The sequence below is a fragment of the Saccharopolyspora endophytica genome, assembly GCF_018070075.1.
GTDB classification, from domain to species: domain Bacteria; phylum Actinomycetota; class Actinomycetes; order Mycobacteriales; family Pseudonocardiaceae; genus Saccharopolyspora; species Saccharopolyspora endophytica.
The window spans coordinates 522,929-547,188 of the sequence record NZ_JAGPXE010000001.1 but is presented as its reverse complement, the minus strand read 5'-3'; the positions used below and the strand labels follow the sequence as shown (position 1 = coordinate 547,188).

Here is a 24,260-nt window from a genome sequence, read left to right as displayed (position 1 = left end):
GACGACAAAACGCCCCGGCGCAGGGCAGCACGGGGCGTGAAAATCGGTGCGCGCGCGACAAGGCACGCGTGACCAGCCTCGTCCCTCCTGCGCGGGCCGCCCGCATCTCACGGGACCTTCGTTCCGTCCCGCTCGTTGCCGAGCCGGGAGGAAGACCAGCGGTCTTGGGTGGAACCTCAACAAGAGTACTCGACCCGGGACGGGCGCTTCCACCGGCCCCCCGACGCCCGGCATCATGTGTGCGTGGCTGATCAGCGGGAACCGCGCTCCGACAACCTGCCCGAGATCGTCGACGCCGAAGTCGTCGACGTCGCCGAGTACGAACGGCCCCCGGAACCGGCTCCGCGCGGCGACGCCGCGAAGGCGGCCGACGACCCGGAATACCAGGAGTTCCTGGAGTTCAAGCGGTTCAAGGAGTGGCAGGCTTCCCAGGGCGGCGGCACGGCCACCCCTGCGCCCGAGAAGCCCTGGTGGAAGAAGGCTCTCGGCCTGCTCCGCCACAAGTGGGTGCGGCGGATCCTCTACGTCCTCGTCGCGCTGCTCCTGCTGAACCTGGCCTACAACCACTACTTCGGCGGCAGCGACGGCTCGGGCGGCAACGGCTCAGGAGGCAGCGCACCGGTCGACACGGTGCCGATGACCGCGCAGAACCCGCAGCAGGCCATTCGCAGCGTCTTCAACTACCTGCGGGCCGAACCGCCGGAGCAGGCGTGCGCGCTGTTCGACGACCAGGGCAAGGCCGACTTCGCCGCCGCCTACGGCGCCCCCGACTGCGCGGGCGCGGCCCGCGCGGTGCACGGCCGGATCACCGACCTCAACGCCTACGCGAATCCGAAATTCGCCCACGACGCCATCGTGGAAGCAGGACCGGAAGCCCAAGTACCGGGTTGCCGGATCCGAGTCAGCGGCGGTCCGGGCCTCGGGACTTTCAAACTCACGCGCACCCCACAAGGCGGTTGGACCATCTCCGCTTACGCCCTGACCAGTTCCGCCTGCCCCTGACCGCGCAATTCCGGAACGGCCACCATCGCCGTTCCGGAGTGATGGCCTCGGCACTCCCCGTCACCATTTCGCCGAAGCGGATCGGTTTTGCTCAGAACCGTCCGGGCAAATGGGATATCGATCATGAAGGTGTGACAAGAATCGTCGTGGAATGCGAAAGAGGGCGAGCGCTCGTGGAGCGCTCGCCCTCTTTCGAAGGGATATCGGGTCAGGCGGAAGCCGACGCGCGCGTGACGGTCGGGTCCACCGGGATGCCCGGGCCCATCGTGGTCGTGAAGGTGACCTTCTTCAGGTACCGGCCCTTCGACGCCGACGGCTTGGCGCGCAGGATCTCGTCCAGCGCCGCCGCGTAGTTCTCCACCAGCTTCTCGGTGTCGAACGACGCCTTGCCGATGATGAAGTGCAGGTTGGCCTGCTTGTCGACGCGGAAGTTGATCTTACCGCCCTTGATGTCCGCGACCGCCTTGGTGACGTTCGGGGTGACGGTGCCGGTCTTCGGGTTCGGCATCAGGCCGCGCGGGCCGAGAACCCGAGCGATCTTTCCGACCTTGGCCATCTGGTCCGGGGTGGCGATCGCCGCGTCGAAATCGAGCCAGCCGCCCTGAATGCGCTCGATCAGGTCCTCGGAACCAACCGCGTCCGCGCCGGCGGCCTCGGCCTCAGCGGCCTTGTCGCCGGTGGCGAACACGATGACGCGGGCAGTCTTACCAGTGCCGTGCGGCAGGTTCACGGTGCCGCGGACCATCTGGTCTGCCTTGCGGGGGTCGACGCCCAGCCGCAGAGCGACCTCGACGGTGGCGTCGTACTTGACCTTGGTGGTCTTCTTCGCCAGCTCGGCGGCTTCCGACGGGGTGTAGAGACGCTCCCGGTCGACGAGCTCGGCCGCCTGCTGGTATGCCTTGCTGCGCTGTGCCATTTCTGTCCTAAAAGTCAGGTTGGATCAGTTGTGGTTGGTCGGGCTGCGCATGAGCCCTCCCACTACCCGTGCGCGCCGGTGGAACCGGCAGCGGCTCAGGCTTCGACCGTCAGGCCCATCGAGCGAGCAGTACCGGCGATGATCTTCGCGGCCTGGTCGATGTCGTTGGCGTTGAGGTCTTCCATCTTGGTCTGCGCGATCTCCTTGACCTGCTCCATGGAGACCTTGCCGACCTTGGACTTGTGCGGCTCGCCGGAGCCCTTCTGCACACCAGCGGCCTTGAGCAGCAGCTTCGCGGCCGGCGGGGTCTTCAGCTTGAAGTCGAAGGACCGGTCTTCGTACACGGAAATCTCAACCGGCACGACGTTGCCACGCTGAGCCTCGGTGGCCGCGTTGTACGCCTTGCAGAACTCCATGATGTTGACGCCGTGCTGACCCAGCGCCGGACCGACCGGCGGAGCCGGGTTGGCTTGGCCGGCCTGGATCTGCAGCTTGATGATCCCTGCCAGCTTCTTCTTCTTGGGCGGCATGTTTGCTTCCTGTGTCTTCGCTATCCGGTTGCTCGATCCCGCCGGAAGGCGGCACCGAATCTGGCGAGACCACGAGACGGTGGAATCGCCCCTGCTGCGCGGGTCCTGCCAGATCCACGCGCAGCCCGCCGCGCTCCCGCAGACGGGAGAGCGGTCAGAGCTTGGAGACCTGGTCGAACGAGAGCTCGACCGGGGTCTCGCGGCCGAAGATCGACACCAGCACCTTGAGCTTCTGGGCGTCGGCGTTGACCTCGTTGATGGTGGCCGGCAGCGTCGCGAACGGGCCGTCCATCACGGTGACGGACTCGCCGACCTCGAAGTCGACCTCGACCGCGGTCTTGGTCGCGGCGGCGGTCTGACCCGCACCGGCCTTCTTGCCCGCTTCCGGCTTCTTCTCCTCGACCTGCGGCGCGAGGAACTTCAGCACGTCGTCAATGGTCAGCGGCGAAGGCTTGGAGGTCGCACCGACGAATCCGGTCACACCCGGCGTGTTGCGCACGGCGCTCCACGACTGGTCGTTGAGATCCATCCGAACCAGGATGTAGCCGGGCAGCACCTTGCGCTGCACCATCTTACGCTGGCCGTTCTTGATCTCGGTGACCTCTTCGGTCGGCACCTCGACCTGGAAGATGTAGTCCTCGACGTCGAGCGTCTGAGCACGGGTCTCGAGGTTGGTCTTGACCTTGTTCTCGTAACCGGCGTAGGAGTGGATCACGTACCAGTCGCCGGGCGCGCGGCGCAGCGCGGCGCGCAGCTCCTCGACCGGGTCCACCTCTTCGGCTTCCGCCTCTTCAGCGTCGGCTTCGTCGGCGTCGGTCTCGTCGGCTTCCGCGTCCTCGGACGCGGTCTCCTCACCGTCAGCGGCCTCGGTGTCGTCGGTCGCGGTGTCGTCGGCCTCTTCGGCGGAGTCGGTTTCCGAGGAATCGACTGCGCCGGCCGCTTCAGCCTCGACGGACACGGCCCCGGCTTCGGCAGCCTCGGGCTGCACCTGCTCGTCGGTGAGGCCGGTGGCTTCCTTGGAGGTCTCCTCGTGCGAGGTCACAGTCGGTCTCGCTTCCTCTCGTGCGTTGCGTGCCGGGTCGTTGTTTCGCCGCCGGCACCACTTAGGCGGGCCCGGAGGTTCAGCCAGTGCCGAACAGCCAGCCCACGCCCTTCGCGAAGAGCACGTCCACGCCCGCGACGAACGCCACCATGATGCTGACGAACACCAGCACCACAAGCGTGTAGGTCATCAGCGCCTTGCGTGTCGGCCAGATGACCTTGCGCAGCTCGGCGACGACCTCGCGCAGGAAGCGTCCGATCTTCCGGAACAGCGAAACCCGACCCTGCCGGCCATCCCGCGAGGGAGTGGGCCGACCCTTCGACTCAGTTGTGCCCGCCGGACCGGAGCCCGACTGGGAACGGGCGGAGGCACGACGTTCGCGCCGCGCCGCGGCGCTGGACGGACGTGCGCCCTCGCGCGCTCCGTCCTGGCCCTGCTCGCGGTCCTCGCTCACGACCATCCTCCGCTCACCGTCGCATCGACGCAGGGGTGACAGGACTTGAACCTGCAACCTGCGGTTTTGGAGACCGCTGCTCTGCCAATTGAGCTACACCCCTCTGCGGCCTGTGAAGCCCGACCGCAAAGTCGGGACGCCCTTCACCAGCCCTGAAACTGCGGTTTCAAGGTGCTCAGGCATCCCAGGTTCGAAAGTGTACGGCACGTGGAGAACGCTTCTCCAACGGCACCCCCCGTGTTGGCGAGAAGACGACTTCGCCGCTGGTGAGCGCAGTGCGTCACGCGGGGATGCGGACCGTGGCCGAAGCGCCGCCCAGCACGCCCTGATCGGCGGACTTCGCGGTGATGTTGACCTTGATCGTGCCATCGTCGTTGATCTTCGCGACCTTGCCGCCGAGCTCCACCACGGCGCCGCTGCCGTCGTCCGGGACGACCACCGGCCGGGTGAAGCGCACGCTGTAGCGCACGATCGCGCCCGGGTCGCCCGTCCAGCTGCTCACCACCCGTCCGGCCAGCGCCATGGTCAGCATCCCGTGGGCGATCACGTCCGGGAGGCCGACCTCCTTGGCGAACCGCTCGTTCCAGTGGATGGGGTTGAAGTCGCCCGAGGCGCCCGCGTAGCGGACCAGATCGGACCGCTCCAGCGGCACGCTCAGCGGCGGCAGCTCGTCCCCGACGTTGATCTCCGACAGCTTCACGCCTCAGGCCCCCTCACGACCAACATCGACGTGGCGGTGCAGACCTGCTCCCCGTCGGTGGTGGTGATCTCCGCGCGGACGGTCAGGAAGTCGTTGCCCGCGCGGGTCTTGATGTCGTCGACGTGCGCGACCGTCAGCAGGCGGTCACCGGCGCGGATCGGCCGGTGGTGGACGAAGTCCTGCTGGCCGTGCACCACCCGGCTGTAGTCCAGGCCGAGCTGGTCGTCCTCGACGATCTGGTCCTGCGCGGCCATCGAGAGGATCACCGCGAAGGTCGGCGGCGCGATCACGTCCGGGTAGCCGGCGGACTTGGCGGCCTCGACGTCGTGGTGCAGCGGGGAGTCGTCCTTGATCGCGCGGGCGAACTCGCGGATCTTCTCCCGGCCCACCTCGTAGGGCTCGGTGGGCGGGTATTCACGTCCGATGAATGACTGGTCGAGCGGCACGCGGGAAGGCTACTAGGTCTGATCCGCACCGGCGGACCCGCTTTGACCTTCCGCGCGGCCCGCACCCCGGGAGACGAGAAGAGCCCGCCCCCGGATCAACCGGGGACGGGCTCTCGAAGGCGTTCCGAAGGAACCGCTGGGGTCAGCGGGTCTCCTTGTGGAGCTTGTGCGTGCCGCAGTTCATGCAGAACTTCTTCATCTCCAAGCGGTCCGGGTTGTTGCGCCGGTTCTTGTTGGTGATGTAGTTGCGGTTCTTGCACTCCTCGCACGCCAGCGTGATCTTGGGTCGAACGTCGGTGGCGGCCACGGGGGTGCCTTTCTCTCGGTCGTAACGGATCGGTTCGCTGGAGAGATCCTTGCGAACCCGTGACTGGTAGCGGTGGCCGGACTTGAACCGGCGACACAGCGATTATGAGCCGCTTGCTCTACCGACTGAGCTACACCGCCATGCCGAGGCCGCGGTGTGCACCGGTTGCCTCAAGCGACGCAGGATATCCCACGCAAAACAGCCACAGCACCCAGTTTACCGAGCACCGCGGCTGCCTTTCGAGCCCCAATACGGAATCGAACCGTAGACCTTCGCCTTACCATGGCGACGCTCTGCCGACTGAGCTATTGGGGCGTGCCCTTGCGGAGCGATTAGAACTTTACACACCTGCGGGACCCCCCGGAACAGGGGGGTGCCTTTTTGCGAAAACGCAGGTCATGGCCGTCTTTTCGCGGCACACCCCACCGGATCGGGCGAATTCGGACATCAGTGCAGGAGTGTGAGCACGGTCTCCTCGCGGCTGCCCCGATCGCGCTTGGTGCGGGCCTGCAGCCACGCCTCGAAGCGCTCCTCGGACAGCGGGCGGGAGATCAGGTAGCCCTGGGCCACGTCGCAGCCCATGCCCACCAGCTGATCGCGCGCGGCGTCGTCCTCGACGCCCTCGGCGACCACGGCGAGGTCCAGGGAGTGGCCGAGCTCGACGATCGTGCGGACCACCGCGAGGTCGCTGAGATCGGTTCCCATGCCCAGCACGAAGCTCTTGTCGATCTTGACCTCGTCCACCGGCAGCTGCCGCAGGTAGGCCAGCGACGAGTAGCCGGTGCCGAAGTCGTCCACCGCGAGCACCACGCCCATCGCGTGCAGCCTCCGCAGGACCGGCAACGACCGCTCCTTGTCGGCCATCACGCTGGACTCGGTCAGCTCCAGGGTGAGCAGCTCGGGCGGGATGTCGTGGCGTTCGAGCGCCTCGGCGACCCTCTCCGGGAAGGTCTCGTCGGCGAGGTTGCGCACCGACAGGTTCACCGCCACCGACATCCGCAACCCGCGGTCCAGCCACTGCCGGATCTTGACCAGCGCGCACTCCAGGACGAACGCGGTGAGAGCGTCGACCAGCCCGGTGGCCTCCACCAGCGGCACGAACTCGTCCGGATCCAGCCGCCCGTACTCGGGGTGCGACCAGCGCACCAGGGCCTCGGCGCCGACGACCTGACGTTCCGGCAGCGCCACCTTCGGCTGGTAGTGCACCTCGACCTGACCGGTGTCCAGCGCCTGCCGGAACTGCGTGACCAGCTGGAAGCGGCGCAGGAACACCTGGCCCATGGCAGGGGCGTAGCAGCGCACACCGTCCTCGCCGTTGCGCGCGGCCCGTACCGCCACATCGGCGTGCTGGAGCAGCGTGTCGACGTCGGTCTCGGCTTCGCCGTCGGCGGGCGCCGAGGAGGCGTAACCGGCGACGCCGGCGGCCTCCACCACTATCCGGTCCAGCGGGTAGGACATGGCGATCACGTCGCACAGCCGCAGCGCCACCTGGTGCGCCTGCTCCTCGGTGTGGTCGAGCAGCAGCACGGCGAAGGAGTTGGCCTCCAGGCGCGCCAGCGGTGCGTCACCGAGGGCTTCGCGCATCCGCTGCCCGGCGGCGACCACCATCCGGTCGCCCCAGGTGTAGCCGAGGGCTTCGCTGACCGTGGTGAGCAGGTCCAGGTCGACCCGCAGCACGACGGCGGCGCGGCCGGCGCGGAGCTCGTCCCCGGAGATCTCGCGGAAGCCGGTGCGGTTGAGCAGCCCGGTCAGCGGATCGTGGTAGGCGTCGTGCCGCAGCCTGGCCAGCAGCCTGCGGTTGTCCATCGCGGTGGCCAGGTGGCTGGCCAGGGTGTGCAGGAGTCGCACGTCGGCGCGGCCGAACCCGCGCCAGCGGCTGACCCGGTCGTGGACCTCCACGGCGCCGAGCAGCTGGCTGGCGCCCCGGAGCGGGACCACGAGCGCCTCGTAGGCGCCGCGCTGCCGCAGCGCGCGGCGGACCTCCTCCGGCGCTTCGAGGGTCCGGAAGGACCGCACGTGGCTGCCGGGGAGTTGCAGCAGCGGATCGTCGCGCAGCGCGTCCGGCGCCGCCTGGACCGCGGCGTCCGGCATGACCTCACCGGCGACCAGCGTGGTGACCTCGCCGCGCGGGTCCAGTCGCAGCCGCAGCACGACCCTGGTGGCGTTGAGCTGCTCGCGGATCCGCTCGGCGACGGGTTCCCACTCGCCGACCGGCACGGCCTGCTCGCCGACGGGGTCGGGCGAGGTCTGCGCGCCCTGCCCGGAGCGGGCCACGCTGAGGCTGACGTCGCTGAGCGCTTCCAGGTCGCGCTGCTCGCGCAGCAGGTCGGAGTAGGCGCGGTAGAGACCGATCACGGCGACGGCGACGAGCCCGACCAGCAGCCAGCCCCACGGCGTGCCGATGGCGACCTCGTACCCGATGAGGCCCACGGAGGTGTTGAGCAGGCCGACCGCCAGCGTGCGCGCGGCCAGCCGCGCACCCGCGGCGACCTTCATCGCACCGCCCAGCACGGTCAGCGCGGCCAGCGCGAACCCGCAGCTGATCAGCGGCGAGGTCAGCGTGCCGACGACGGGACCGAACCAGTCGGGTGCGACGCCGATGAGGGCCTGGTTGACCAGGTTGGCGACCGCGAACGGCACCGCGATCTCCAGGCACAGCACACCGGCGTTGTAGACGACGTGGGTGGCCGCGCGCCTGCCCACCTGGGCGCCGAGCCCGGCCAGCAGGTTCGCCGCGAGCACCACTTCGAACGGCGCGGTGAGCAGGCCGAGCAGCAGCGGGATCTCGGTGAAGGAGATGGTCCAGCCGACGCGCTTGACGTCGACGTCGATGGTCAGCTGCTCGGCGAGCAGGAACCCGACGGCCAGCAGCGGACCGATGAACAGCAGTTCAGGGGTGTAGCGCGACTCGAGGCCGCCCGCGGTGAGCAGGGAGACCCCCACGCCCGCGGCGAGCACCACGAAGGAGAAGGTCCCGAACATCCGGCGGCGCACCGGATCGACTTCGGCTCTGACCGGTGGTCTGGATGGTTCCAGACCGGAATGCGGACCGAGGGAGCGGTGACGCTCGATCATCCACGCTCCTCCCGCTGGCGATACGGCCGTACCACATATGTCCGTCCGCCGATCGTGACGCACGAGAGCACGGATGGCCAGGGTCGAATGGCCCTCCCGGCACACTCCGGATGCACGCATCAGATGAGTTCAACCGGCGGGTGGCGCGGCAGCGCTTTCTTTCAAGGCCACTCTGACCTGCGGGTATTTCGCCGAGCACGGTGGAGCGCAAGAAGCCCTTGGGCTTCTCGCGGCTTACTCACAACTTTGTGAGGATCACCGCAACAACACCAGAGAGAGGTAACGGTACGTATTCGGTCTGACCACAAGAAGTCATCCTTGTAGATCGAACTCGTCCAGGAAGTCACGCACAGCACGGTCCAGGTCGGCCAGCCCGGACTCCTCGACGGGCAGGTGACCGGACCCGCGCAGCGCGGTCGTGCGGGTCGGCCCGGCGATGCGGCCGAAGAACTCCTCCGACAGCAGGGGCGGCGTCCAGCGGTCCTCATCGGGGTGCGCGAGCAGCAGCGGAGTTCCGCTGAAGCGCTCGGGCGGTGAGACCGGTGCGGTGGCCAGGCAGCTGCGGGCGAAGCGCAGCGAGATCCAACCACCACCGGCCAGCTCGTCGGCCCAGGCGAGGTTGGCGTACTGGGTCTGGTTGGACACCGCGGCGATGTTGACCAGCCAGTGCACGGGCACCCGCACCGCCGACAGCGGTTCGCGCACGAGCGAGAGCAGACCGGCCCAGCGCGCCATCTCGGGTCGCGCGGCCAGCACCCGTCGGACCTCGTCGCGGCACGGGTCGGCCAGGCACGTGGCGATGACGCCGTCGACCTCGGTGCTCGCCGCGACGTCGTAGGCGAGCCGGCCCCCGGTGCTCACGCCCAGCAGCACGACGGGACGCGAATCGCGCGCCTTCTCGCGCTCCACCAGGTCGCGCGCGCAGTTCAGCCAGTCCGAGTAGGTCGCGCCGAGCAGCGGTGTCCCGGTCAGGCCGAATCCGGGCAGGTCGGGGGCGATGTAGTCGAGGTCGGCCAGCGCGGGCAACCTGCCGTAGGGGGCGAGCATCCGCCCGTAGGTGCCGACGCCGTGCAGCGCGATGACCTTGGCGGGAGCGCCGGCGCGCTCGACGCGGTCCACGTGCACCTTCAGCCCGCGCCACTGCCACCACTGCTCGTCGGGTGCGTTGTCGGCGCTCAGGCGCAGCGCGCCGGGGAAGAACGCCTGGTAACGCTGCCAGTGCAGGTGGTCGCGGTAGCCGGGGCCGACGTCGGCGGCGGACCCTGGGGTGGATGGAGCGCTCGAGGGCACACTTCGAACATACGGAGTCGGGCCGACCGCGCGCATCAGCCGTGGGCCGGCCTAGGCGGAATCCGCGGGCTTGAGCCGCACCACGTTGGAGTCCAGGTCGAGCGGACCGGCACCGGATTCCCGCTCGTCCTCCTTCGCCACCTCGACCCAGGCGAGGTGGTCGAGCTGGTGCTTGACCCCCACGTTGAACAGCCCTTCGACCTCCATCGCCGCGCTCCCCGCGCTGGAGCGCTGCGGTACGGGTGCGGGCGCGGCGGCCCGCAACTCCTCGCGCCGCTTCGCGCGTGCCGCGCGGTCGATGGCCATGCCACCACGCTAACCCGGCGAAGCCGCTGAGCAGCACCGCCGACGTCGATCCGCCACCAGTAGGGTCGTGCGCGTGCTCGATCCGTACTTCGTCCAGGTCGCAACGTCGGAACTCGCGGATCTCACGCGAGCCCTGGAACTCCTCGACTCCCGCGCGGACCTCAACCACCGCTACCGCAAGATGCTAGACGAGTCCCGCCAGCTGCTGACGGCCGACCAGATCCGCCTCACCCAGGCCCGCGGCCTGGCGAAACGCCTCATGGTCCTGATCAAGGCAGCGGGCCCGGACTTCCCCGCCACCCTCGACGACGAGTCCCGCGACATCCTGCGCGCGGGCGAGACCAAGGCCGACGACCTGGTCTTCCGCCCAGAAGAAGCCTGACGCGCACCCCCGCTGAGGAACCGCGACGGCTGGTCTGTATGCTTTTCTCGCAAGCCAGCACGCTGGCGAGCACGCCGGGTTGCCCGAGCGGCCAAAGGGAGCTGACTGTAAATCAGCCGGCATTGCCTTCGGAGGTTCGAATCCTCCACCCGGCACCCACCGAGAACGGCCCCTGACCAGCAGGTCAGGGGCCGTTCTCGCTTGTGGGGATCATCGGCTCCGCGCGGCGGTTTCTGGACGCTGTCTGGACGTAAGTCGCCGCCGCATCGTGCGGGTTCGGGACCGCGATCATTCTTGGAATCCCTTTGTGGACGGGTAGTTCGCCTCTAGTAGCCATCGGGCGTTCGAATAGCGTTGGGAGTGGCCCCATCGATGGGAATTCCCTGGGGTTGGGTCCCGGCATCTCTCGGAGCACGGGCTTAAACGGCTGGTTCCTGACCTTTGTCAGCGCTGCGCGCGCAGGTCAGGGGTTGCGATCGCAGGTAGCCGAAAGCACTTCACACACGCCGATCGAAGAGCTCCTCCAGGAGGGGTTTGCCATGCGATTCCCCCGATTCCGCTTCTTCACGTGGTTCATCCTCGTCATCAACGCGATCTTCCTCATCTGGATCATCACGGGAATCGCCAACCGACCGGATCCGACCGACACCGCGGCAAACGTCGGCACGGCCATCGGCGTCGGGCTCATCATCGGATTGTGGGTCGCTGCCGATGTCATCCTCGGCATCCTGTGGCTGATCACCAAGCCCAGGACTCGCGATTGCCCGGCATGCGGTCGCTCGGTCAAACGGGGGCAGATGGAGTGCAAGGGCTGCGGGTACGACTTCGCCCAGGCCGCGCGATCCGCCCGGGAGGCGCAGAGCCCTGCTGCCGCGCCTCGAACGGACAACCCTCGCGAACCGTGATCTCGACGCTTCTCGTTGCTGACGCGCGTGCCGCAGCTCTGAAGAGTCCCCCTGACCAGCTGGTCAGGGGGACATTTCATGCGGTCCGACTCATGACTGGCTGGACTCCTGGGCGACGGCGTTGCCGAAGGCGGCCATTCCTGCTGCGTTGGGGTGCAGCGGGGCGGCGGGCGTGGTCGGCAGGATTCCTTCGTAGAACCGGTCTTCGGGTGCGGCGCAGCTTGCCCTTCCTTCATCGGCGCACGGCGTCCGGGCTGTGTCCGTCTGGACTGCGCCGCTCGAACTTGGCTTCTGGTACGTACCAGAAGCCGAGGAAGCAGCTCGTGCGATGAGTTCCGCCGTTACCGCGAGTCTGCATCCAGCGGAGACGCCTGCCACCGAAGGAGGACATCGTGGGCGATGATTCCTGGTCGATCGTGCACGCGGAGCGTGCGGCGCTGATCGACGACCTCGAGAACCTCGACGACGAACGGTGGGACGAGGCGTCGCTGTGCGAGGACTGGAGCGTGCACGACGTAGCCGCCCATCTGGTCAGCTCAGCCCGGACGACGCGGCTCGGTTTCGTGGTCAACCTCGCTCGGGCGCGATTCGACTTCCACCGCCAGAACGCCCGCGGTGTCGAACGTGAGCGCGGTGCCTCACCGCAGGAGACGCTGGAGCGGCTTCGTCAGGTGGCATCGCGGAGGTCGACCCCGCCCGGGCCCGTCGACAGCCGGCTTGTCGAACAGGTCGTGCACGGCGAGGACATTCGCCGACCTCTGGGGCTCACCCGTTCCTACCCGAAGGAGGCCGTCGTCAGATCGCTGCGCCTGCAGGCTCGCACCCCGGCCTTCTTCGGCGGCGCCAAGGAACTCGTGGCCCGCGCACGGTTGACGGCAACGGACGCCGACGTGTCGTGCGGTGATGGTCCGGAGGTGAGAGGTCCCGTGCTGCCACTTCTCCTGGCCATTTCCGGGCGGCGGGTGGCATTGGACCACCTCGACGGACCGGGAGTCGACGCGCTAGCCGCCGCGATCTGACAATCCGCGCCGGCCACACCGTCCGGAACGGGCACTGCGCGCGCTACGACATGTCTCGTGAGGTAGCGAGCGTCGTCTGGTCGAGACGATGGTTCACGGACATCAGGCTCCACAACAGCAGTCCGATCCCAAGCTGATACCAGCCTGACCAGCTGCGGGGGGTGCACAGTAGATCACCGACGATCAGGCTCGCCCCTGCCGACAGCAGGGCTAGGGTCAATGCCTGGCCTGGCATTCGATTCACAGGTTCTCCCAACATTGAGCTACTCCACTTAGCGGCAGGAACAGACTCGCGAGCGGGCATGATTCAAGGCTGAATTGGCGATGAGAGCGTCTTCAGACGCTGATCGAACGGTCCGGCGCATCGCCGCGAAGTACGTGTGCGCAGACCGCGCGGTCGGCCCGGGAGACGCAGAGCCCGGCTGCCGCGCCCGAGTCGGACGGCCACCGCGACCCGCGCCCTCACCACCCGTGAGCTCGGCGCGTTCTGGTTGCTGACGCGCGTGAATCCGTACGGGCCGTAGCTCGGGGCGATCTTCAGCCGGTGTTGAGGTGCAGCAGGAGGCGGTTGCCGAACTCGATGTCGTGCGGCAGGTGTTCCAGCTCGGATGCGCTCACGGAAGCGCCCTGGCGGAGGGCTGCCGATTCCAGGTGGGCCAAGTGCTCGACCTCCGCTTCGGCTGGGGACCGGCCGTCCACCGGTTCGTCGGGTCCCGCCACCACTGCAGGAGAGGCCAGCGCCCGGAACACCGCAGTAATCAGGTACCGGAATACGGCCGTATTCGGGGGTCTGATTACTGCGGTATTCCGGCATTCCCCGAGGGCTGGGCGGGCGGTTGGCAGGTCTGCCAGTCCCACGGGGCCTGTTGTTGGGGAGGATGGGTTGGTGCGGATCTCTTTGGTTTCTCTTGTGGTGGAGGAGTACGACCGGGCTATCGCGTTCTTCGTGGGGGTGCTGGGGTTCGAACTGGTGGAGGACTCGCCCTCGTTGACCAACGACGGGCGGGAGAAGCGGTGGGTGGTGGTGCGGCCGCCGGAGGCGGGGACGGGCCTCCTGCTGGCCGAGGCGGACGGGGAGCAGCAGGTGGCGGCCGTGGGGAACCAGACCGGGGGTCGGGTGGGTTTCTTCCTGCAGGTCGACGACTTCGACGCGCAGTACCGGCAGATGGTCGAGGCCGGGGTGGAGTTCCTGGGCGAACCCCGCAGCGAGCCCTACGGCCGGGTGGTCGTGTTCCGCGACGTCGCGGGTAACAGGTGGGATCTCCTCGGACCCCGGTAGCGTGTCTTGGCAGACCTGAACAGCGGCTCAACCGGGAGGTAGTCAAGGTGGCAAACCCGTCCTTCGACGTGGTCAGCAAGGTGGATCACCAGGAGGTGGACAACGCGCTGAACCAGGCGGCCAAGGAGCTCGCCAACCGGTTCGACTTCCGCGGCACCGGGACCAAGATCTCCTGGTCCGGTGAGGACGCCGTCGTCCTGGAGTCGGAGACCGAGGAGCGTTGCAAGGCCGCGATCGAGGTCTTCAAGGAGAAGCTGATCAAGCGGAACATTTCGCTGAAGGCCCTGGACATGGGCGAACCGGCGAGCTCCGGCCAGATCTACAAGGTCACCGGCAAGATCGTGCAGGGCATCTCGCAGGAGATCGCGAAGAAGATCTCCAAGAAGGTCCGCGACGAGGCGCCCAAGGGCGTCCAGGCGCAGATCCAGGGCGACGCGCTGCGCGTGTCCGGCAAGAAGAAGGACGACCTGCAGGCCGTCATCTCGCTGCTGAAGTCCTCCGACTTCGACGTGGCGCTGCAGTTCGAGAACTACCGGTAATCCCCACCTCGTCCGCGCTGGGCCCGGCCCAGCGCGGGGTCGGGGCCGGTCTCAGGCGGTTCTGGTCCGAACCGTCCACGATCGATGCCCCCGTGCCGGGCCGGTTCGGACCACGACAGCCCCGCCCTGGCGAGAACCCGCCTCGGAGCTGCGCGGATGTCGGTTTCGGGCCTGTCCCGGATACGCTCGTCGTCGAGTTCGGGGCGGGTACGCCGCGCCGGCTGATCGGGAAGGTGCTGTGTGAAGGGGATCGTGCTGGCCGGAGGCAGCGGGACTCGGTTGCACCCGCTCACCCAAGCCGTGTCGAAGCAGCTTCTCCCGGTCTACGACAAGCCGATGATCTACTACCCGATCTCGGTGCTGATGCTCGCGGGCATCCGGGAGGTCCTGCTGATCTCCACCCCGTCCGACCTGCCGCTCTTCAAGCGCTTACTGGGTGACGGATCGCAGTTCGGGCTGGACATCTCCTACGCCGAGCAGCCGGAGCCCAACGGGCTCGCGGAAGCCTTCGTCATCGGGGCCGACTTCGTCTCCGACGAGCCCGTCGCGCTGGTGCTCGGCGACAACATCTTCTACGGCCAGGGCTTCTCCGGCATCCTCCGCAACTGCGCTCGTGACCTGCGCGGATGCACCCTGTTCGGGTATCCCGTGCGGGATCCGCAGCGGTACGGCGTCGGCGAGGTCGACGCGGACGGCAAGCTGCTGTCGATCGTGGAGAAGCCCACCGAACCCAGGTCGAACATGGCGATCACCGGGCTGTACTTCTACGACAACGCCGTCGTCGACATCGCCAAGGGGCTCTCCCCGTCGGCGCGAGGCGAGCTGGAGATCACCGACGTCAACCTCGCCTACCTGCGAGAAGGCCGCGCGCACCTGACCGAGCTCGGCCGCGGCTTCGCGTGGCTGGACACCGGGACGCACGACTCGCTGCTGGAGGCCGGGCAGTTCGTGCAGGTGCTCGAGCACCGCACCGGGGTGCGGATCGCCTGCCTGGAGGAGATCGCGCTCAAGATGGGCTTCATCTCGGCCGAGGCCTGCTACGAGCTCGGCGCCAAGCAGGCCAAGTCCGGGTACGGCGAGTACGTGATGGAGGTCGCCCGCAAGGCGGGTGCCTAGTGGATCGGGGGCAGCTGCCTGCCCGCCATGCCCTCCAGCCGCGCGATGCGCTCGTCCATCGGCGGATGCGTCGAGAAGAACCTGGTCAAGCGCTCGCCCGGGCGGAACGGGTTGGCGATCATGAGGTGCGACTGCGATACCAGCTGCGGTTCCGGGGCCAGCGGCGCCGCCTGCGTGCCCAGCTGCAGCTTGCGCAGGGCCGAGGCCAGGGCCAGCGGGTCACCGGTGAGCTGAGCGCCCGAGGCGTCGGCCTGGTACTCGCGGGAGCGGCTGACCGCCATCTGCACCACGGCCGCCGCGATCGGCCCCAGCAGGGCCACCAGCAGCATCGCGAACGGGTTCGGGCGGTCCTCGTCGCTGCCGCCGAACATGCCGAAGAACATCCCGAAGTTCGCCAGGAACGTCACGACGCTGGCCAGCGCTCCGGCGACGCTGGAGATCAGGATGTCGCGGTTGTAGACGTGCGAGAGCTCGTGGCCGAGCACCGCGCGCAGCTCGCGCTCGTCGAGCAGCTCCAGGATGCCGGTCGTGCAGCACACCGCGGCGTTGCGCGGGTTGCGGCCGGTCGCGAACGCGTTCGGGGCGCGGGTCGGGCTGATGTACAGCGAGGGCATCGGCTGCCGCGCCGAAGTCGCCAGCTCGCGCACGATCCGGTACATCGCCGGCTGCTCGGCCTCCGAGACCGGCCTGGCGTGCATCGACCGCAAGGACAGCTTCGCCGAGTTGAAGTAGGCGAACCCGTTCATGCCCAGCGCCACGACCAGCGCGATGACCAGTCCGGCCCGTCCGAAGATCGCACCGACCAGCAGCACCAGCGCGCTCATCCCGCCGAGCAGCACCGCGGTTTTCAGACCGTTGAAATGACTGCGCACCTCTGCCTCCGCCCGTGATTCAACTGGAAAACGCTTGGCGTCGACGAGTGGTTCCGCTGAACGAATGTGCGGAATACAACTTCACCCTCCGATCGGGTGAACTCGTTAGTCGATCTAGGGTGAAACCCACAGTCGTTGAAAGCAGAAATTAATCCTCCGGTTCCCCCCTCGTGCGGAGGATGCTCAGAAGGGATTCTCAATGGTCCTCGCCAAGCTGCGCCGACGGTTGTCGGCCAGCCCCGGCACTCCGGCGCGCTCCCCCCGCGCCGGATTCTCCCTGCACCCCACGCCGCTGGACAGCGGTCTGGTGAGCGGGCAGGTGCACGACGAGCGCGGCTCGCTCCTCCCCGAAGTGACCGTCACCATCGTCGACCGGCTCAACCAGGTCATCGGTGAGACCAAGACCGACTCCTACGGCGGCTTCGCCCTCGCCGTCGCCCCCGGCACCCACAAGCTCTCCCTCACCGCAGGCGGCTACCGCCGCTACAGCGCCCGGATCCAGGTGCAGGTCAACCAGCACTCCCCGCTGGGCAGCATCGGAGTGGAGCCGGACGACTCGCTGCAGCTGCCGCAGCCCGGCCGCTACCGGTTCGACCCGTACCACACCGAGATCCGGTTCGTGGCCCAGCACATCGGGATGTCCAAGATCCACGGGGAGTTCCGGCGGTTCGACGGCGTGATCGACGTGGCGCCCCGGTTCGAGGACTCCCGGATCGAGGTCGTCATGGAGGCCGCCTCCATCGACACCGGCGTGAAGATGCGCGACGACCACCTCAGGTCGGCGGACTTCCTCGACGTCGAGTCGCACCCGCAGCTGCACTTCCGCAGCAACCGGCTCACCCACGTGCGCGCGGACCGCTGGAAGGTCAGCGGCGCTCTCACCCTGCGCGGCACCACCAGCCCGGTGGAACTGGCCACGGTCTACCTGGGGCAGCGCAAGTTCCAGGGTCCCGGGTTCGACGGCGACCTGCGGGTCGCCTGCGACGCCACCGCGACCCTGCGCCGCGAGGACTACTCGGTGAACTGGCAGGCCACGCTCGCCAAGGGCATCGCGGTGGTCGGCCCGACGGTCAGCATCGAGCTGGGCGTTCAGGCCGTCATGGTGTGACGAAGCGGAGAACGGCTGCGCGATCGCCTCGCGCAGCCGTTCTCCCAGGTCAGGCGTGCAGTTCCATGGTGCAGCACTTGGGGCCGCCGCCGGACTTGCGGAGCTCGGACATGTCCAGCCCGATCACCTCGTAGCCGCGCTCCTCCAGCTGCGCGGCCAGGCCCGTCGCCTCGAACGGCAGCACCACGTGGTGTCCGTCGGAGACGCCGTTGAGACCCAGGCAGGAGGCGTCGGCCTCGTCGGCGATCACCGCGTCCGGGAACATCCGCGCCAACACCCGGCGCGAGCCCTCCGAGAAGGCGCCCGGGTAGTAGGCGATCTGCGCGTTCGGGCCCTTGTCCAGCACGAACAGGGCCGTGTCCAGGTGGTAGTAGCGCTCGTCGACCAGGTTGAGCGAGACGACCGGAACGCCCAGGGCCTCCTGCGCCTCGGCGTGCGCCGCGGGGTCGGTGCGGAACCCGGTTCCGGCCAGCAGCACCTCACCGGTCCAGGCGAAGTCGCCCTCCGCCTCGTTGATCCGCGTCGGCATCACCAGGTCGCGGTGGCCGCGGGTGACGAACCAGCGGCGGAAGTGCTCGGCCTCCGCGGCTCGCTCCGGCGCCCGGAACTTCGAGCCGAGCACGCGGCCCTCGATCACCGTGCCGGAGTTCGCGGCGAAGACCATGTCGGGCAGGCCGGGCTGCGGCTCGATGGTGTCCACGGTGTGCCCGAGCCGCACGTAGGTGTTCTTCAGCTCTTCCCACTGCGCCATCGCCAGCGCCGCGTCCACCGGTTCGTCCGGGTTCATCCACGGGTTGATCACGTACTCGACGGTGAAGTACGCGGGCGGGCACATGAGGAAGTGGCGGGTGGTGGCCTGCTTGGCCGCGAGCGTTTCGGCGGGTCGCGCCGCTGTTGCCGTCATGAATCGAAATCTAAGCGCTACGGATACCTACCATCAACGCCGCTCCGTTCGTCGTTTGCGGCAGAATATTGCGCATGGACGCCTTGGACCAACGAATCATTTCGCACCTGGTCGCCGACGCTCGCGCGAGCTACGCGGAGATCGGTTCAGACGTGGGACTGTCCGCACCAGCGGTGAAGCGACGGGTCGACAAGCTGCTCGACCAGGGCGTTCTGCAGGGGTTCACCGCGGTGGTCGACCCCGAGGCGCTGGGCTGGGGGACGGAGGCGTTCGTGGAGGTCCACTGCCACGGCAACGTCCCCGCGCACCGGATCAGGACCGGGCTGGAACCGCTGCCGGAGGTCATCGCCGCCTACACGGTCTCCGGGCAGGCGGACGCCATCGTGCACCTGCGCGCTGCCGACATCCACCACCTGGAGGAGGCGATGGAGCGGCTCCGCGAGGTCGACTTCGTCTCCCGCACGGTCTCCACCGTCGTCCTCTCGCGCCTGCTCGAACGCCAGCCGCAGGCCGACTGACCTCAGCGGCGTGCGATCAGGCGCGGTTCCAGGCCTCGAAGCCGGCGATCTCGGCGTCGGAGGGCGTGCGGAACCAGACGTCCGCGCTGATCTGGTCGTACTGCGGGGAGTCCGGGGTGTGGTACTTCCGGGACGCCGAATGACCCTTGATCATCGGGCCCGCCGAGGCCGGGGCCTGGGCGGGCTTGGGACGAGGGACCTCGGCCCCTGCGCGGCGGGGTTCCGGGCGGTCCGGGACGGGTTCCTGGGCCTGAGGGGGCTCCGAGGGCTTCTCCCACTTGGCGTCGCGACCCGGGTGAGGGCCTGCGCCCGGGGTCCGGCGGGGAAGCGGAGCGGAGTCGTCGGGGTTGTCGACCAGCTTGATCTCCGGGGCTTCCGCGCCCTCGTCACCGCGCGCGAGCGGTTCGCCGTTCTCGACGCGCTGCCGCAACGAGTCCGGGATGTTCGGCGGATCGGACGGCGCGGGCGCGTCGGAGCGAGGCTGCGGAGTGCGCTTCGGCAGCGGCGTGGCCTCGGCAGCATCGCCGTTCGCGCTGCCGACCTGCGGCTGCTCGGGCGGGACGGCCGGGATGACCTGCGTGGCGTCGGCACCGACCGGCGGCGTGTACGGCTCGGCGGCGTCACCGCTGGATTCCGGCTCGAACAGCGAGCGGAGCTGACCCGAGAGCTGATCGGACTCCTCGTCGTCGGCTCCCGGCGGGAACTGCGACGGGCGCGACTCGGCCCTGGGCTCCTCCACCTCGGGGTTGCGGAACCAGGTGTTGTCCCCGGACGGCGCCTCCGGCTCGGGTTCCGGCTCCGGCAGCCGCTGCGTCTCCGCCGGAGCGGAGCGGAGCGTCGCCTCCGCCGCGACCCACGGGCGCGGCCGGCGGTCCCATTCCTCGAGCTGCTGCTCCTCGGGGGACTCCCACTGAGGCGGGCGCTGCTCGAGCAGGTCCAGCGACCGGTGCTCGGTGACCGGCTCGTCCTCGTAGGTCTCGTCAACGGGCTCGTCGTAGACCGGCTCGTCGTAGACGGGTTCGGCGTAGCGCGGCCTGGCCAGCTCGGCCTTGAGCCTGCGCCGCAACGGCCGGACGAACAACGCCCAGGTGATGAGCGCGCCCAACAGGAAAGCGGCGAGGCTCCACAGCCACACCTGGGTGAACAGCCAGGTGATCACGAGAGATGTCCCTCCTCCGGGGCTCCAGCAGCTCCGCCGGTCACACCCGGGTTCCTACCACGCGTGCGACGCCGCCCGGAACCTCTTTGACGCGCTCGTGACTCAGACGGCGAGTTCAAGACAGACCGCGGCACATCACCAGGTGCGGGCGACCACGTAGTCGACTAGGGAGGACAGCGCCTCCCTGGCCGGCACGTCGGGCAGCGAGGCGAGTTCCTTGCGGGCGTCGTCGGCGAACTCCTGCAGCGTGCCGCGAGTCCGCTCCAGACCCCGCGACTCGCGCAGCAGCTCCAGGGCCTCGGCGACCTCGGCGTCGGAGGACAGCGGACGGTCCAGCAGCTCGCGCAGCCGGGCCGGGCAGTTCTCGTCGGCCAGCGCGTAGAGCATCGGCAGCGTCTTGACGCCCTCGCGCAGGTCGGTGCCCGGGGTTTTGCCGGACTCCTTCGACGGCGAGGCGATGTCGATGATGTCGTCGGAGATCTGGAACCCGGTGCCGATCAGCTTGCCGATGCGCTCCAGCGACTCGATGGTCGCTTCGTCGGCACCGGAGAACCAGGCGCCGAACCGGCCGGCGGTCGCGATCAGCGAACCGGTCTTCTCGTAGATCACCTTGAGGTAGAAGTCGACGGCGTCATCGCCCTCGCCGACCCCTTCGGTCTCCCGCATCTGCCCGGTGACCAGCGCCTCGAAGGTGGCCGCCATCCGGCGGACCGCCTCGGCGCCGAGGTCGGCGATCAGCTGGGAGGCCTTGGCGAACAAGAAGTCGCCGGTCAGGATCGCGACGGAGTTGTCCCAGCGGGCGTTGGCGCTGGTCGCGCCCCGCCGCATGGTGGCCTCGTCCATCACGTCGTCGTGGTAGAGCGTCGCGAGGTGGATCATCTCCACCACCGCGCCGGACTTGACCACCTCGTCGGTCGTGGGGTCGCCGAACTGAGCGGCGAGCAGGACGAACAGCGGGCGGAAGCGCTTCCCGCCCGCGTCCACCAGGTGCAGCGAGGTGCGCGTGGCGAAGTCGAGGTCGCTTCGCACCTCGTCGTGCAGCAGCTGCTCGACGCGTGCCATGCCCTGCTTGACCGAGTCGGCCAGCTCCACGTCGGTGATCTGGAAACCACCCAACCCGGCTGCGCTCAGTTCACTGATCGGGTCATCCGCTGGCCTGCTCACGTCACCGTCGCCTTCGCTCCCCCACGATCGCCCTACGGGCGAGCACTCTACGACACGAATCCCCCGACGTTCGCCCAGTCCAGAGCCAACGTCGGCAGCACGCCCAGCAACAACGTCACGACCACGCCCAGCGTGATCGCCGCCGTCGTGAACGCACCCGGCACGCTCACGGTGGGGCCGTCAGCAGCCGGTTCTTGGAAGTGCATCAGCACGATGACACGAAGGTAGAAGAAGGCCGCAACCGCACTCGCCACCAGGGCCACCACCACCAACGGTGCCATGCCGTCGGTCAGGGCGGCCTCGAAGACCACGAACTTTCCGACGAAACCGCTGGTCATCGGGATGCCGGCGAGGGCGAGCAGCAGGAAGGTGAACACCCAGGCGACCAGGGGTGAACGCTTCGCCAGACCCGCCCAGTCCGAAAGGTGAGTTGCCTCACCGTCGGACCGGCGTACGAGGCTGATCACACCGAACACGGCGATCGTGGTGAACCCGTAGGCGAGCAGGTAGAACAGCGTCGCCGCCAAACCGCGGTCGGACAGCGCGAGCGCGCCCAGCAGCATGAACCCGGCGTGGGCCACCGAGGAGTAGGCGATCATCCGCTTGATGTCGCGCTGGGTCAGGCCCAGCACCACGCCGATGACCATCGAGACCACGGCGATCGTCCAGACCACGCCGCGCCACTCCCAGCTGGACGCCTCGAAGGCGACCTGCAGCACGCGCAGGATGCCGCCGAAGGCCGCGACCTTCGTGCAGGCGGCCATGAAACCGGTGACCGCGGTCGGGGCGCCCTGGTAGACGTCCGGGGTCCAGGTGTGGAACGGACCCACCGACGCCTTGAACAGCAGACCCACCAGCAGCAGGCCGAGACCGGCGAACAGCAGGGTGTCGGAGCGCTCCGAGCCGGCGGTGGCGTCGGCGATCGCCTGCAGCTTCACCGAGCCCGCGTAGCCGTAGAGCAGCGCGAGGCCGTAGAGGAAGAACGCCGAGGCGAACGCGCCCAGCAGGAAGTACTTCACGGCCGCTTCCTGCGACAGCAACCGGCGGCGCTTGGCCAGCCCGCACATCAGGTACAGCGGCAGGCTCAGCACTTCCAGCGCGATGAACATCGTCAGCAGGTCGTTGGCTGCGCAGAACACCATCATCCCGCCCAGCGAGAACAGGGCCAGCGGGAAGACCTCGGTGCGCATCCCGGACGCCGATGCGGCGGCGCGGCTCATCGTCCCCGGGCCCTCGGCCGGGATCGCCTCCGCCACGAACGCGCCGCCCGGCTCGACCGAGCGGTCCGCGATCAGCAGCACCGAACCGAGTCCGAGCGCCAGCAGCGTGCCCCACAGGAACAGCGTCGGCGGGTCGATGGCCAGCGAGTCGGACAGCGTGGTCACACCGGTCCCGGCGGACCGCGCGAACGCGGCCAGCGCGACACCGGCGATGACGATCGACGCCAGGCTGAGCCCGACCTGCACCGACCAGCGCTGGTGGCGGGGCAGGAACGCCTCGACCAGGATCGCCAGGCAGGCGGCACCGAGGATCACCAGCACCGGCGCGATCGCCGCGTAGTCGATCGGCGGAATCTCGACGGAACCCAGCTGGCTCGGGAATCCCTTGACCACTGTCAGTTACCTCCCTGCGAGGTCACGGGGTCGGTGACGCCGACCTCGCTCATGGTTGCCGCGACCGACGGGTTGATCACGTCCAGCACCGGCTTCGGGTACACGCCGAGCCCGATGATCAGCACGACCAGCGGGGCCAGCACGGCGATCTCCCGGGCGCCCAGGTCGGCCAGCCGGAGCCGGTGCGCGCCTTCGCGGTTCGGGTCGGTCACCGCCCCCGGCCCGGTCGCGGTGCCCAGCAGCGCGTCGCCGCGCACCGGGCCCTGCATCGTGCGCTGGTACAGCCACAGCACGTAGACCGCGGCCAGCACCATGCCGATCGTGGCCAGCGTCGTGTACACCGGGCGGGTCGGGAAAGACCCGACCAGCACGAGGAATTCGCTGACGAAGGAGTTGGTCCCCGGCAGCGACAGGGTGCTCAGACCCGCGATCAGCAGCGTGCCCGCCAGCAGCGGGGTCACCTTCGCCATGCCGCCGTAGTCGGCGATGCGGGTCGACCCGCCGCGCACGATGATCATGCCGATCACCAGGATCAGCATGCCCGTGGCGATGCTGTGGTTGATCATGTACGACACCGCGCCGACGTGCGCCTGCGAGGTGAACGCGAAGATGCCCAGCGCGATGAACCCGAAGTGCGCGATCGAGACGTAGGCGATGAACCGCTTGAGATCGGTCTGCCCGAACGCCTGCAGCGAGCCGTAGAGCACCCCGATCACCGCGAGCACCAGCACCAGCGGAGCCAGCTGCTGCGACGCCTGCGGCGTCAGCGGCAGGCTGTAGCGCAGGAAGCCGAAGGTGCCGACCTTGTCCAGCACGCCGACCACGATCACCGCGACGCCGATCGGCGCCTGCTGCGCGGCGTCCGGCAGCCAGGTGTGGAACGGGATCAGCGGGGCCTTGATCGCGAACGCCGCGAAGAAGCCCAGGAACAGCCAGATCTGCACGTTCAGCGGGGCGTCCGACAGGATCGGGACGAGCTTGGCCCAGTCGAAGGTGCCCTCGCCGGTGACCTGCGCGCTGTAGCTGTACGCGCCGATGGCCGAGGCCAGCATGATCAGGCCGCCGAGGAACGAGTAGAGGAAGAACTTCACCGCCGCGTAGCTGCGGTTCTCACCGCCGTAGCCGCCGATGAGGAAGTACATCGGGATCAGCATGATCTCGAAGAGCACGTAGAACAGGAACACGTCGGTGGCGGCGAAGACCGCCACGGTCAGCGCCTGCTCGAGCAGCAGCAGCGAGAAGAACCCGCCGTGCGTGCGGCCCTCGGGCAGCTTCTCGCCCCAGCTGTAGCCCAGCACCAGCGGCATCAGCACGGCGATGACCAGGACCATCACCAGCGCGATGCCGTCCACGCCGAGCGAGAAGTTGATGTCGAACGACGGGATCCACGGGATCGAGCTGGTCAGCTGCATCCGCGGGCCGGCCGGGTCGTAGGCGAACCACGCGGCCACGGCGATCACGAGCTCGGCGAGGGAGAACCCCAGCGCGGTCCACTTCGCCGCGCCGGCGTTGCCGCGCAGCAGCGCCACCACCACCGACCCGACGATCGGCAGCAGCACCAGGGCGAGCAGCAGGGTCATCGGATCTCCTCCCGGAGCTCACTGTGCCGAACAG

At 68.6% G+C, this 24,260-nt stretch carries 26 protein-coding genes and 4 tRNA genes; 10 read left to right on the top strand and 20 right to left on the bottom strand.

What is annotated here, in order from left to right:
- Positions 1-243 precede the first annotated feature (243 nt).
- Complete coding sequence (locus KBO27_RS02670; protein ID WP_210968366.1) at positions 244-1,002, top strand: hypothetical protein; 759 nt, start codon at positions 244-246, stop codon at positions 1,000-1,002.
- A 208-nt stretch (positions 1,003-1,210) separates the two neighbouring features.
- Here the strand turns inward: KBO27_RS02670 and rplA are convergent, their stop codons facing one another.
- The 13 genes from rplA to KBO27_RS02605 form a co-directional block, all read right to left on the bottom strand.
- The gene (gene rplA / locus KBO27_RS02665; protein ID WP_210968365.1) at positions 1,211-1,918 is read right to left on the bottom strand and encodes a 50S ribosomal protein L1; all 708 of its coding nucleotides are present in this window, start codon (positions 1,916-1,918) and stop codon (positions 1,211-1,213) included.
- 95 nt (positions 1,919-2,013) lie between these two features.
- The gene (gene rplK / locus KBO27_RS02660) at positions 2,014-2,448 is read right to left on the bottom strand and encodes a 50S ribosomal protein L11 (RefSeq protein ID WP_132621571.1); all 435 of its coding nucleotides are present in this window, start codon (positions 2,446-2,448) and stop codon (positions 2,014-2,016) included.
- 154 nt (positions 2,449-2,602) lie between these two features.
- Positions 2,603-3,490 carry a transcription termination/antitermination protein NusG gene (gene nusG / locus KBO27_RS02655; protein WP_210968364.1) on the bottom strand — a complete coding sequence of 296 codons (888 nt, stop codon included), beginning with the start codon at positions 3,488-3,490 and terminating at the stop codon, positions 2,603-2,605.
- A 79-nt stretch (positions 3,491-3,569) separates the two neighbouring features.
- Positions 3,570-3,944, bottom strand: a complete 375-nt coding sequence (gene secE, locus KBO27_RS02650) for a preprotein translocase subunit SecE (protein WP_210968363.1) — start codon at positions 3,942-3,944, stop codon at positions 3,570-3,572.
- Between the two features lie 30 nt (positions 3,945-3,974).
- A tRNA-Trp gene (locus tag KBO27_RS02645) sits at positions 3,975-4,047 on the bottom strand.
- 177 nt (positions 4,048-4,224) lie between these two features.
- Positions 4,225-4,644 (bottom strand): MaoC family dehydratase, encoded by a 420-nt coding sequence (locus KBO27_RS02640; protein ID WP_210968362.1) that lies wholly within the window; start codon positions 4,642-4,644, stop codon positions 4,225-4,227.
- Complete coding sequence (locus KBO27_RS02635) at positions 4,641-5,090, bottom strand: MaoC family dehydratase N-terminal domain-containing protein (protein ID WP_210968361.1); 450 nt, start codon at positions 5,088-5,090, stop codon at positions 4,641-4,643. Before KBO27_RS02635 ends, KBO27_RS02640 begins: the two co-directional genes overlap by 4 nt.
- Before the next feature lie 142 nt (positions 5,091-5,232).
- A complete protein-coding gene (rpmG, locus tag KBO27_RS02630; protein ID WP_132621563.1) occupies positions 5,233-5,397 on the bottom strand; it encodes a 50S ribosomal protein L33 in 165 nt (54 codons plus the stop codon).
- A 64-nt stretch (positions 5,398-5,461) separates the two neighbouring features.
- Positions 5,462-5,537 (bottom strand) — tRNA-Met (locus tag KBO27_RS02625).
- Positions 5,538-5,639: 102 nt separating this feature from the next.
- Positions 5,640-5,712, bottom strand: a tRNA-Thr gene (locus tag KBO27_RS02620).
- A gap of 132 nt (positions 5,713-5,844) precedes the next feature.
- Complete coding sequence (locus KBO27_RS02615) at positions 5,845-8,472, bottom strand: putative bifunctional diguanylate cyclase/phosphodiesterase (RefSeq protein ID WP_210968360.1); 2,628 nt, start codon at positions 8,470-8,472, stop codon at positions 5,845-5,847.
- 312 nt (positions 8,473-8,784) lie between these two features.
- Positions 8,785-9,762: an alpha/beta fold hydrolase gene (locus KBO27_RS02610; protein WP_307870206.1), complete on the bottom strand. Its 978-nt coding sequence runs from the start codon at positions 9,760-9,762 to the stop codon at positions 8,785-8,787.
- Positions 9,763-9,813: 51 nt separating this feature from the next.
- Positions 9,814-10,068 (bottom strand): hypothetical protein, encoded by a 255-nt coding sequence (locus KBO27_RS02605; protein ID WP_210968358.1) that lies wholly within the window; start codon positions 10,066-10,068, stop codon positions 9,814-9,816.
- Positions 10,069-10,141: 73 nt separating this feature from the next.
- Between KBO27_RS02605 and KBO27_RS02600 the strand changes: the two genes are divergently transcribed.
- From KBO27_RS02600 to KBO27_RS02585, 4 genes are all read left to right on the top strand, one after another.
- On the top strand, positions 10,142-10,450 hold the full coding sequence (locus KBO27_RS02600) for a hypothetical protein (RefSeq protein WP_307870205.1): 309 nt from the start codon (positions 10,142-10,144) through the stop codon (positions 10,448-10,450).
- 73 nt (positions 10,451-10,523) lie between these two features.
- Positions 10,524-10,605: transfer RNA gene (locus KBO27_RS02595), tRNA-Tyr, on the top strand.
- A 234-nt stretch (positions 10,606-10,839) separates the two neighbouring features.
- The gene (locus tag KBO27_RS02590) at positions 10,840-11,355 is read left to right on the top strand and encodes a hypothetical protein (RefSeq protein ID WP_210968356.1); all 516 of its coding nucleotides are present in this window, start codon (positions 10,840-10,842) and stop codon (positions 11,353-11,355) included.
- A 392-nt stretch (positions 11,356-11,747) separates the two neighbouring features.
- Positions 11,748-12,374, top strand: a complete 627-nt coding sequence (locus KBO27_RS02585; protein ID WP_210968355.1) for a maleylpyruvate isomerase family mycothiol-dependent enzyme — start codon at positions 11,748-11,750, stop codon at positions 12,372-12,374.
- Positions 12,375-12,911: 537 nt separating this feature from the next.
- Here the strand turns inward: KBO27_RS02585 and KBO27_RS33380 are convergent.
- Positions 12,912-13,094, bottom strand: a complete 183-nt coding sequence (locus KBO27_RS33380) for a hypothetical protein (protein ID WP_246536103.1) — start codon at positions 13,092-13,094, stop codon at positions 12,912-12,914.
- A gap of 166 nt (positions 13,095-13,260) precedes the next feature.
- Between KBO27_RS33380 and KBO27_RS33375 the strand changes: the two genes are divergently transcribed.
- From KBO27_RS33375 to rfbA, 3 genes are all read left to right on the top strand, one after another.
- Positions 13,261-13,653 (top strand): VOC family protein, encoded by a 393-nt coding sequence (locus KBO27_RS33375; protein WP_372448813.1) that lies wholly within the window; start codon positions 13,261-13,263, stop codon positions 13,651-13,653.
- A gap of 47 nt (positions 13,654-13,700) precedes the next feature.
- Positions 13,701-14,192, top strand: a complete 492-nt coding sequence (locus KBO27_RS02575; RefSeq protein ID WP_210968354.1) for a YajQ family cyclic di-GMP-binding protein — start codon at positions 13,701-13,703, stop codon at positions 14,190-14,192.
- A gap of 240 nt (positions 14,193-14,432) precedes the next feature.
- Entirely contained in the window at positions 14,433-15,308 is an 876-nt protein-coding gene (gene rfbA, locus KBO27_RS02570; protein ID WP_210968353.1) for a glucose-1-phosphate thymidylyltransferase RfbA, read from the top strand.
- Here rfbA and htpX read toward each other — a convergent pair.
- Complete coding sequence (gene htpX, locus KBO27_RS02565) at positions 15,305-16,180, bottom strand: zinc metalloprotease HtpX (protein ID WP_210968352.1); 876 nt, start codon at positions 16,178-16,180, stop codon at positions 15,305-15,307. The genes rfbA and htpX overlap by 4 nt on opposite strands.
- A gap of 199 nt (positions 16,181-16,379) precedes the next feature.
- On the opposite strand from htpX, the gene KBO27_RS02560 reads away from it, so the two are divergent.
- Entirely contained in the window at positions 16,380-17,288 is a 909-nt protein-coding gene (locus tag KBO27_RS02560; protein ID WP_210968351.1) for a YceI family protein, read from the top strand.
- 49 nt (positions 17,289-17,337) lie between these two features.
- On the opposite strand, the gene ddaH is transcribed toward KBO27_RS02560, so the two are convergent.
- Entirely contained in the window at positions 17,338-18,192 is an 855-nt protein-coding gene (ddaH, locus tag KBO27_RS02555; RefSeq protein WP_210968350.1) for a dimethylargininase, read from the bottom strand.
- Positions 18,193-18,266: 74 nt separating this feature from the next.
- On the opposite strand from ddaH, the gene KBO27_RS02550 reads away from it, so the two are divergent.
- Entirely contained in the window at positions 18,267-18,710 is a 444-nt protein-coding gene (locus tag KBO27_RS02550; protein WP_210968349.1) for an Lrp/AsnC family transcriptional regulator, read from the top strand.
- 16 nt (positions 18,711-18,726) lie between these two features.
- Here the strand turns inward: KBO27_RS02550 and KBO27_RS02545 are convergent, their stop codons facing one another.
- From KBO27_RS02545 to KBO27_RS02530, 4 genes are all read right to left on the bottom strand, one after another.
- Complete coding sequence (locus KBO27_RS02545; RefSeq protein ID WP_210968348.1) at positions 18,727-19,869, bottom strand: sunset domain-containing protein; 1,143 nt, start codon at positions 19,867-19,869, stop codon at positions 18,727-18,729.
- Between the two features lie 135 nt (positions 19,870-20,004).
- The gene (locus KBO27_RS02540; RefSeq protein ID WP_307870204.1) at positions 20,005-21,033 is read right to left on the bottom strand and encodes a polyprenyl synthetase family protein; all 1,029 of its coding nucleotides are present in this window, start codon (positions 21,031-21,033) and stop codon (positions 20,005-20,007) included.
- A gap of 47 nt (positions 21,034-21,080) precedes the next feature.
- Positions 21,081-22,622, bottom strand: coding sequence for an NADH-quinone oxidoreductase subunit NuoN (nuoN, locus tag KBO27_RS02535; protein WP_210968625.1), 1,542 nt, complete (start codon positions 22,620-22,622; stop codon positions 21,081-21,083).
- Between the two features lie 26 nt (positions 22,623-22,648).
- Positions 22,649-24,226, bottom strand: coding sequence for an NADH-quinone oxidoreductase subunit M (locus tag KBO27_RS02530; protein WP_210968347.1), 1,578 nt, complete (start codon positions 24,224-24,226; stop codon positions 22,649-22,651).
- Positions 24,227-24,260 lie beyond the last annotated feature (34 nt).

Coding starts and splice junctions, on each gene's coding strand:
- rplA (WP_210968365.1), bottom strand. CDS start 1,918: ATGGCACAGCGCAGCAAGGCATACCAGCAGGCGGCCGAGCTCGTCGAC.
- rplK (WP_132621571.1), bottom strand. CDS start 2,448: ATGCCGCCCAAGAAGAAGAAGCTGGCAGGGATCATCAAGCTGCAGATC.
- KBO27_RS02615 (WP_210968360.1), bottom strand. CDS start 8,472: ATGATCGAGCGTCACCGCTCCCTCGGTCCGCATTCCGGTCTGGAACCA.
- KBO27_RS02605 (WP_210968358.1), bottom strand. CDS start 10,068: ATGGCCATCGACCGCGCGGCACGCGCGAAGCGGCGCGAGGAGTTGCGG.
- KBO27_RS02560 (WP_210968351.1), top strand. CDS start 16,380: ATGGTCCTCGCCAAGCTGCGCCGACGGTTGTCGGCCAGCCCCGGCACT.
- ddaH (WP_210968350.1), bottom strand. CDS start 18,192: ATGACGGCAACAGCGGCGCGACCCGCCGAAACGCTCGCGGCCAAGCAG.
- KBO27_RS02550 (WP_210968349.1), top strand. CDS start 18,267: ATGGACGCCTTGGACCAACGAATCATTTCGCACCTGGTCGCCGACGCT.
- KBO27_RS02530 (WP_210968347.1), bottom strand. CDS start 24,226: ATGACCCTGCTGCTCGCCCTGGTGCTGCTGCCGATCGTCGGGTCGGTG.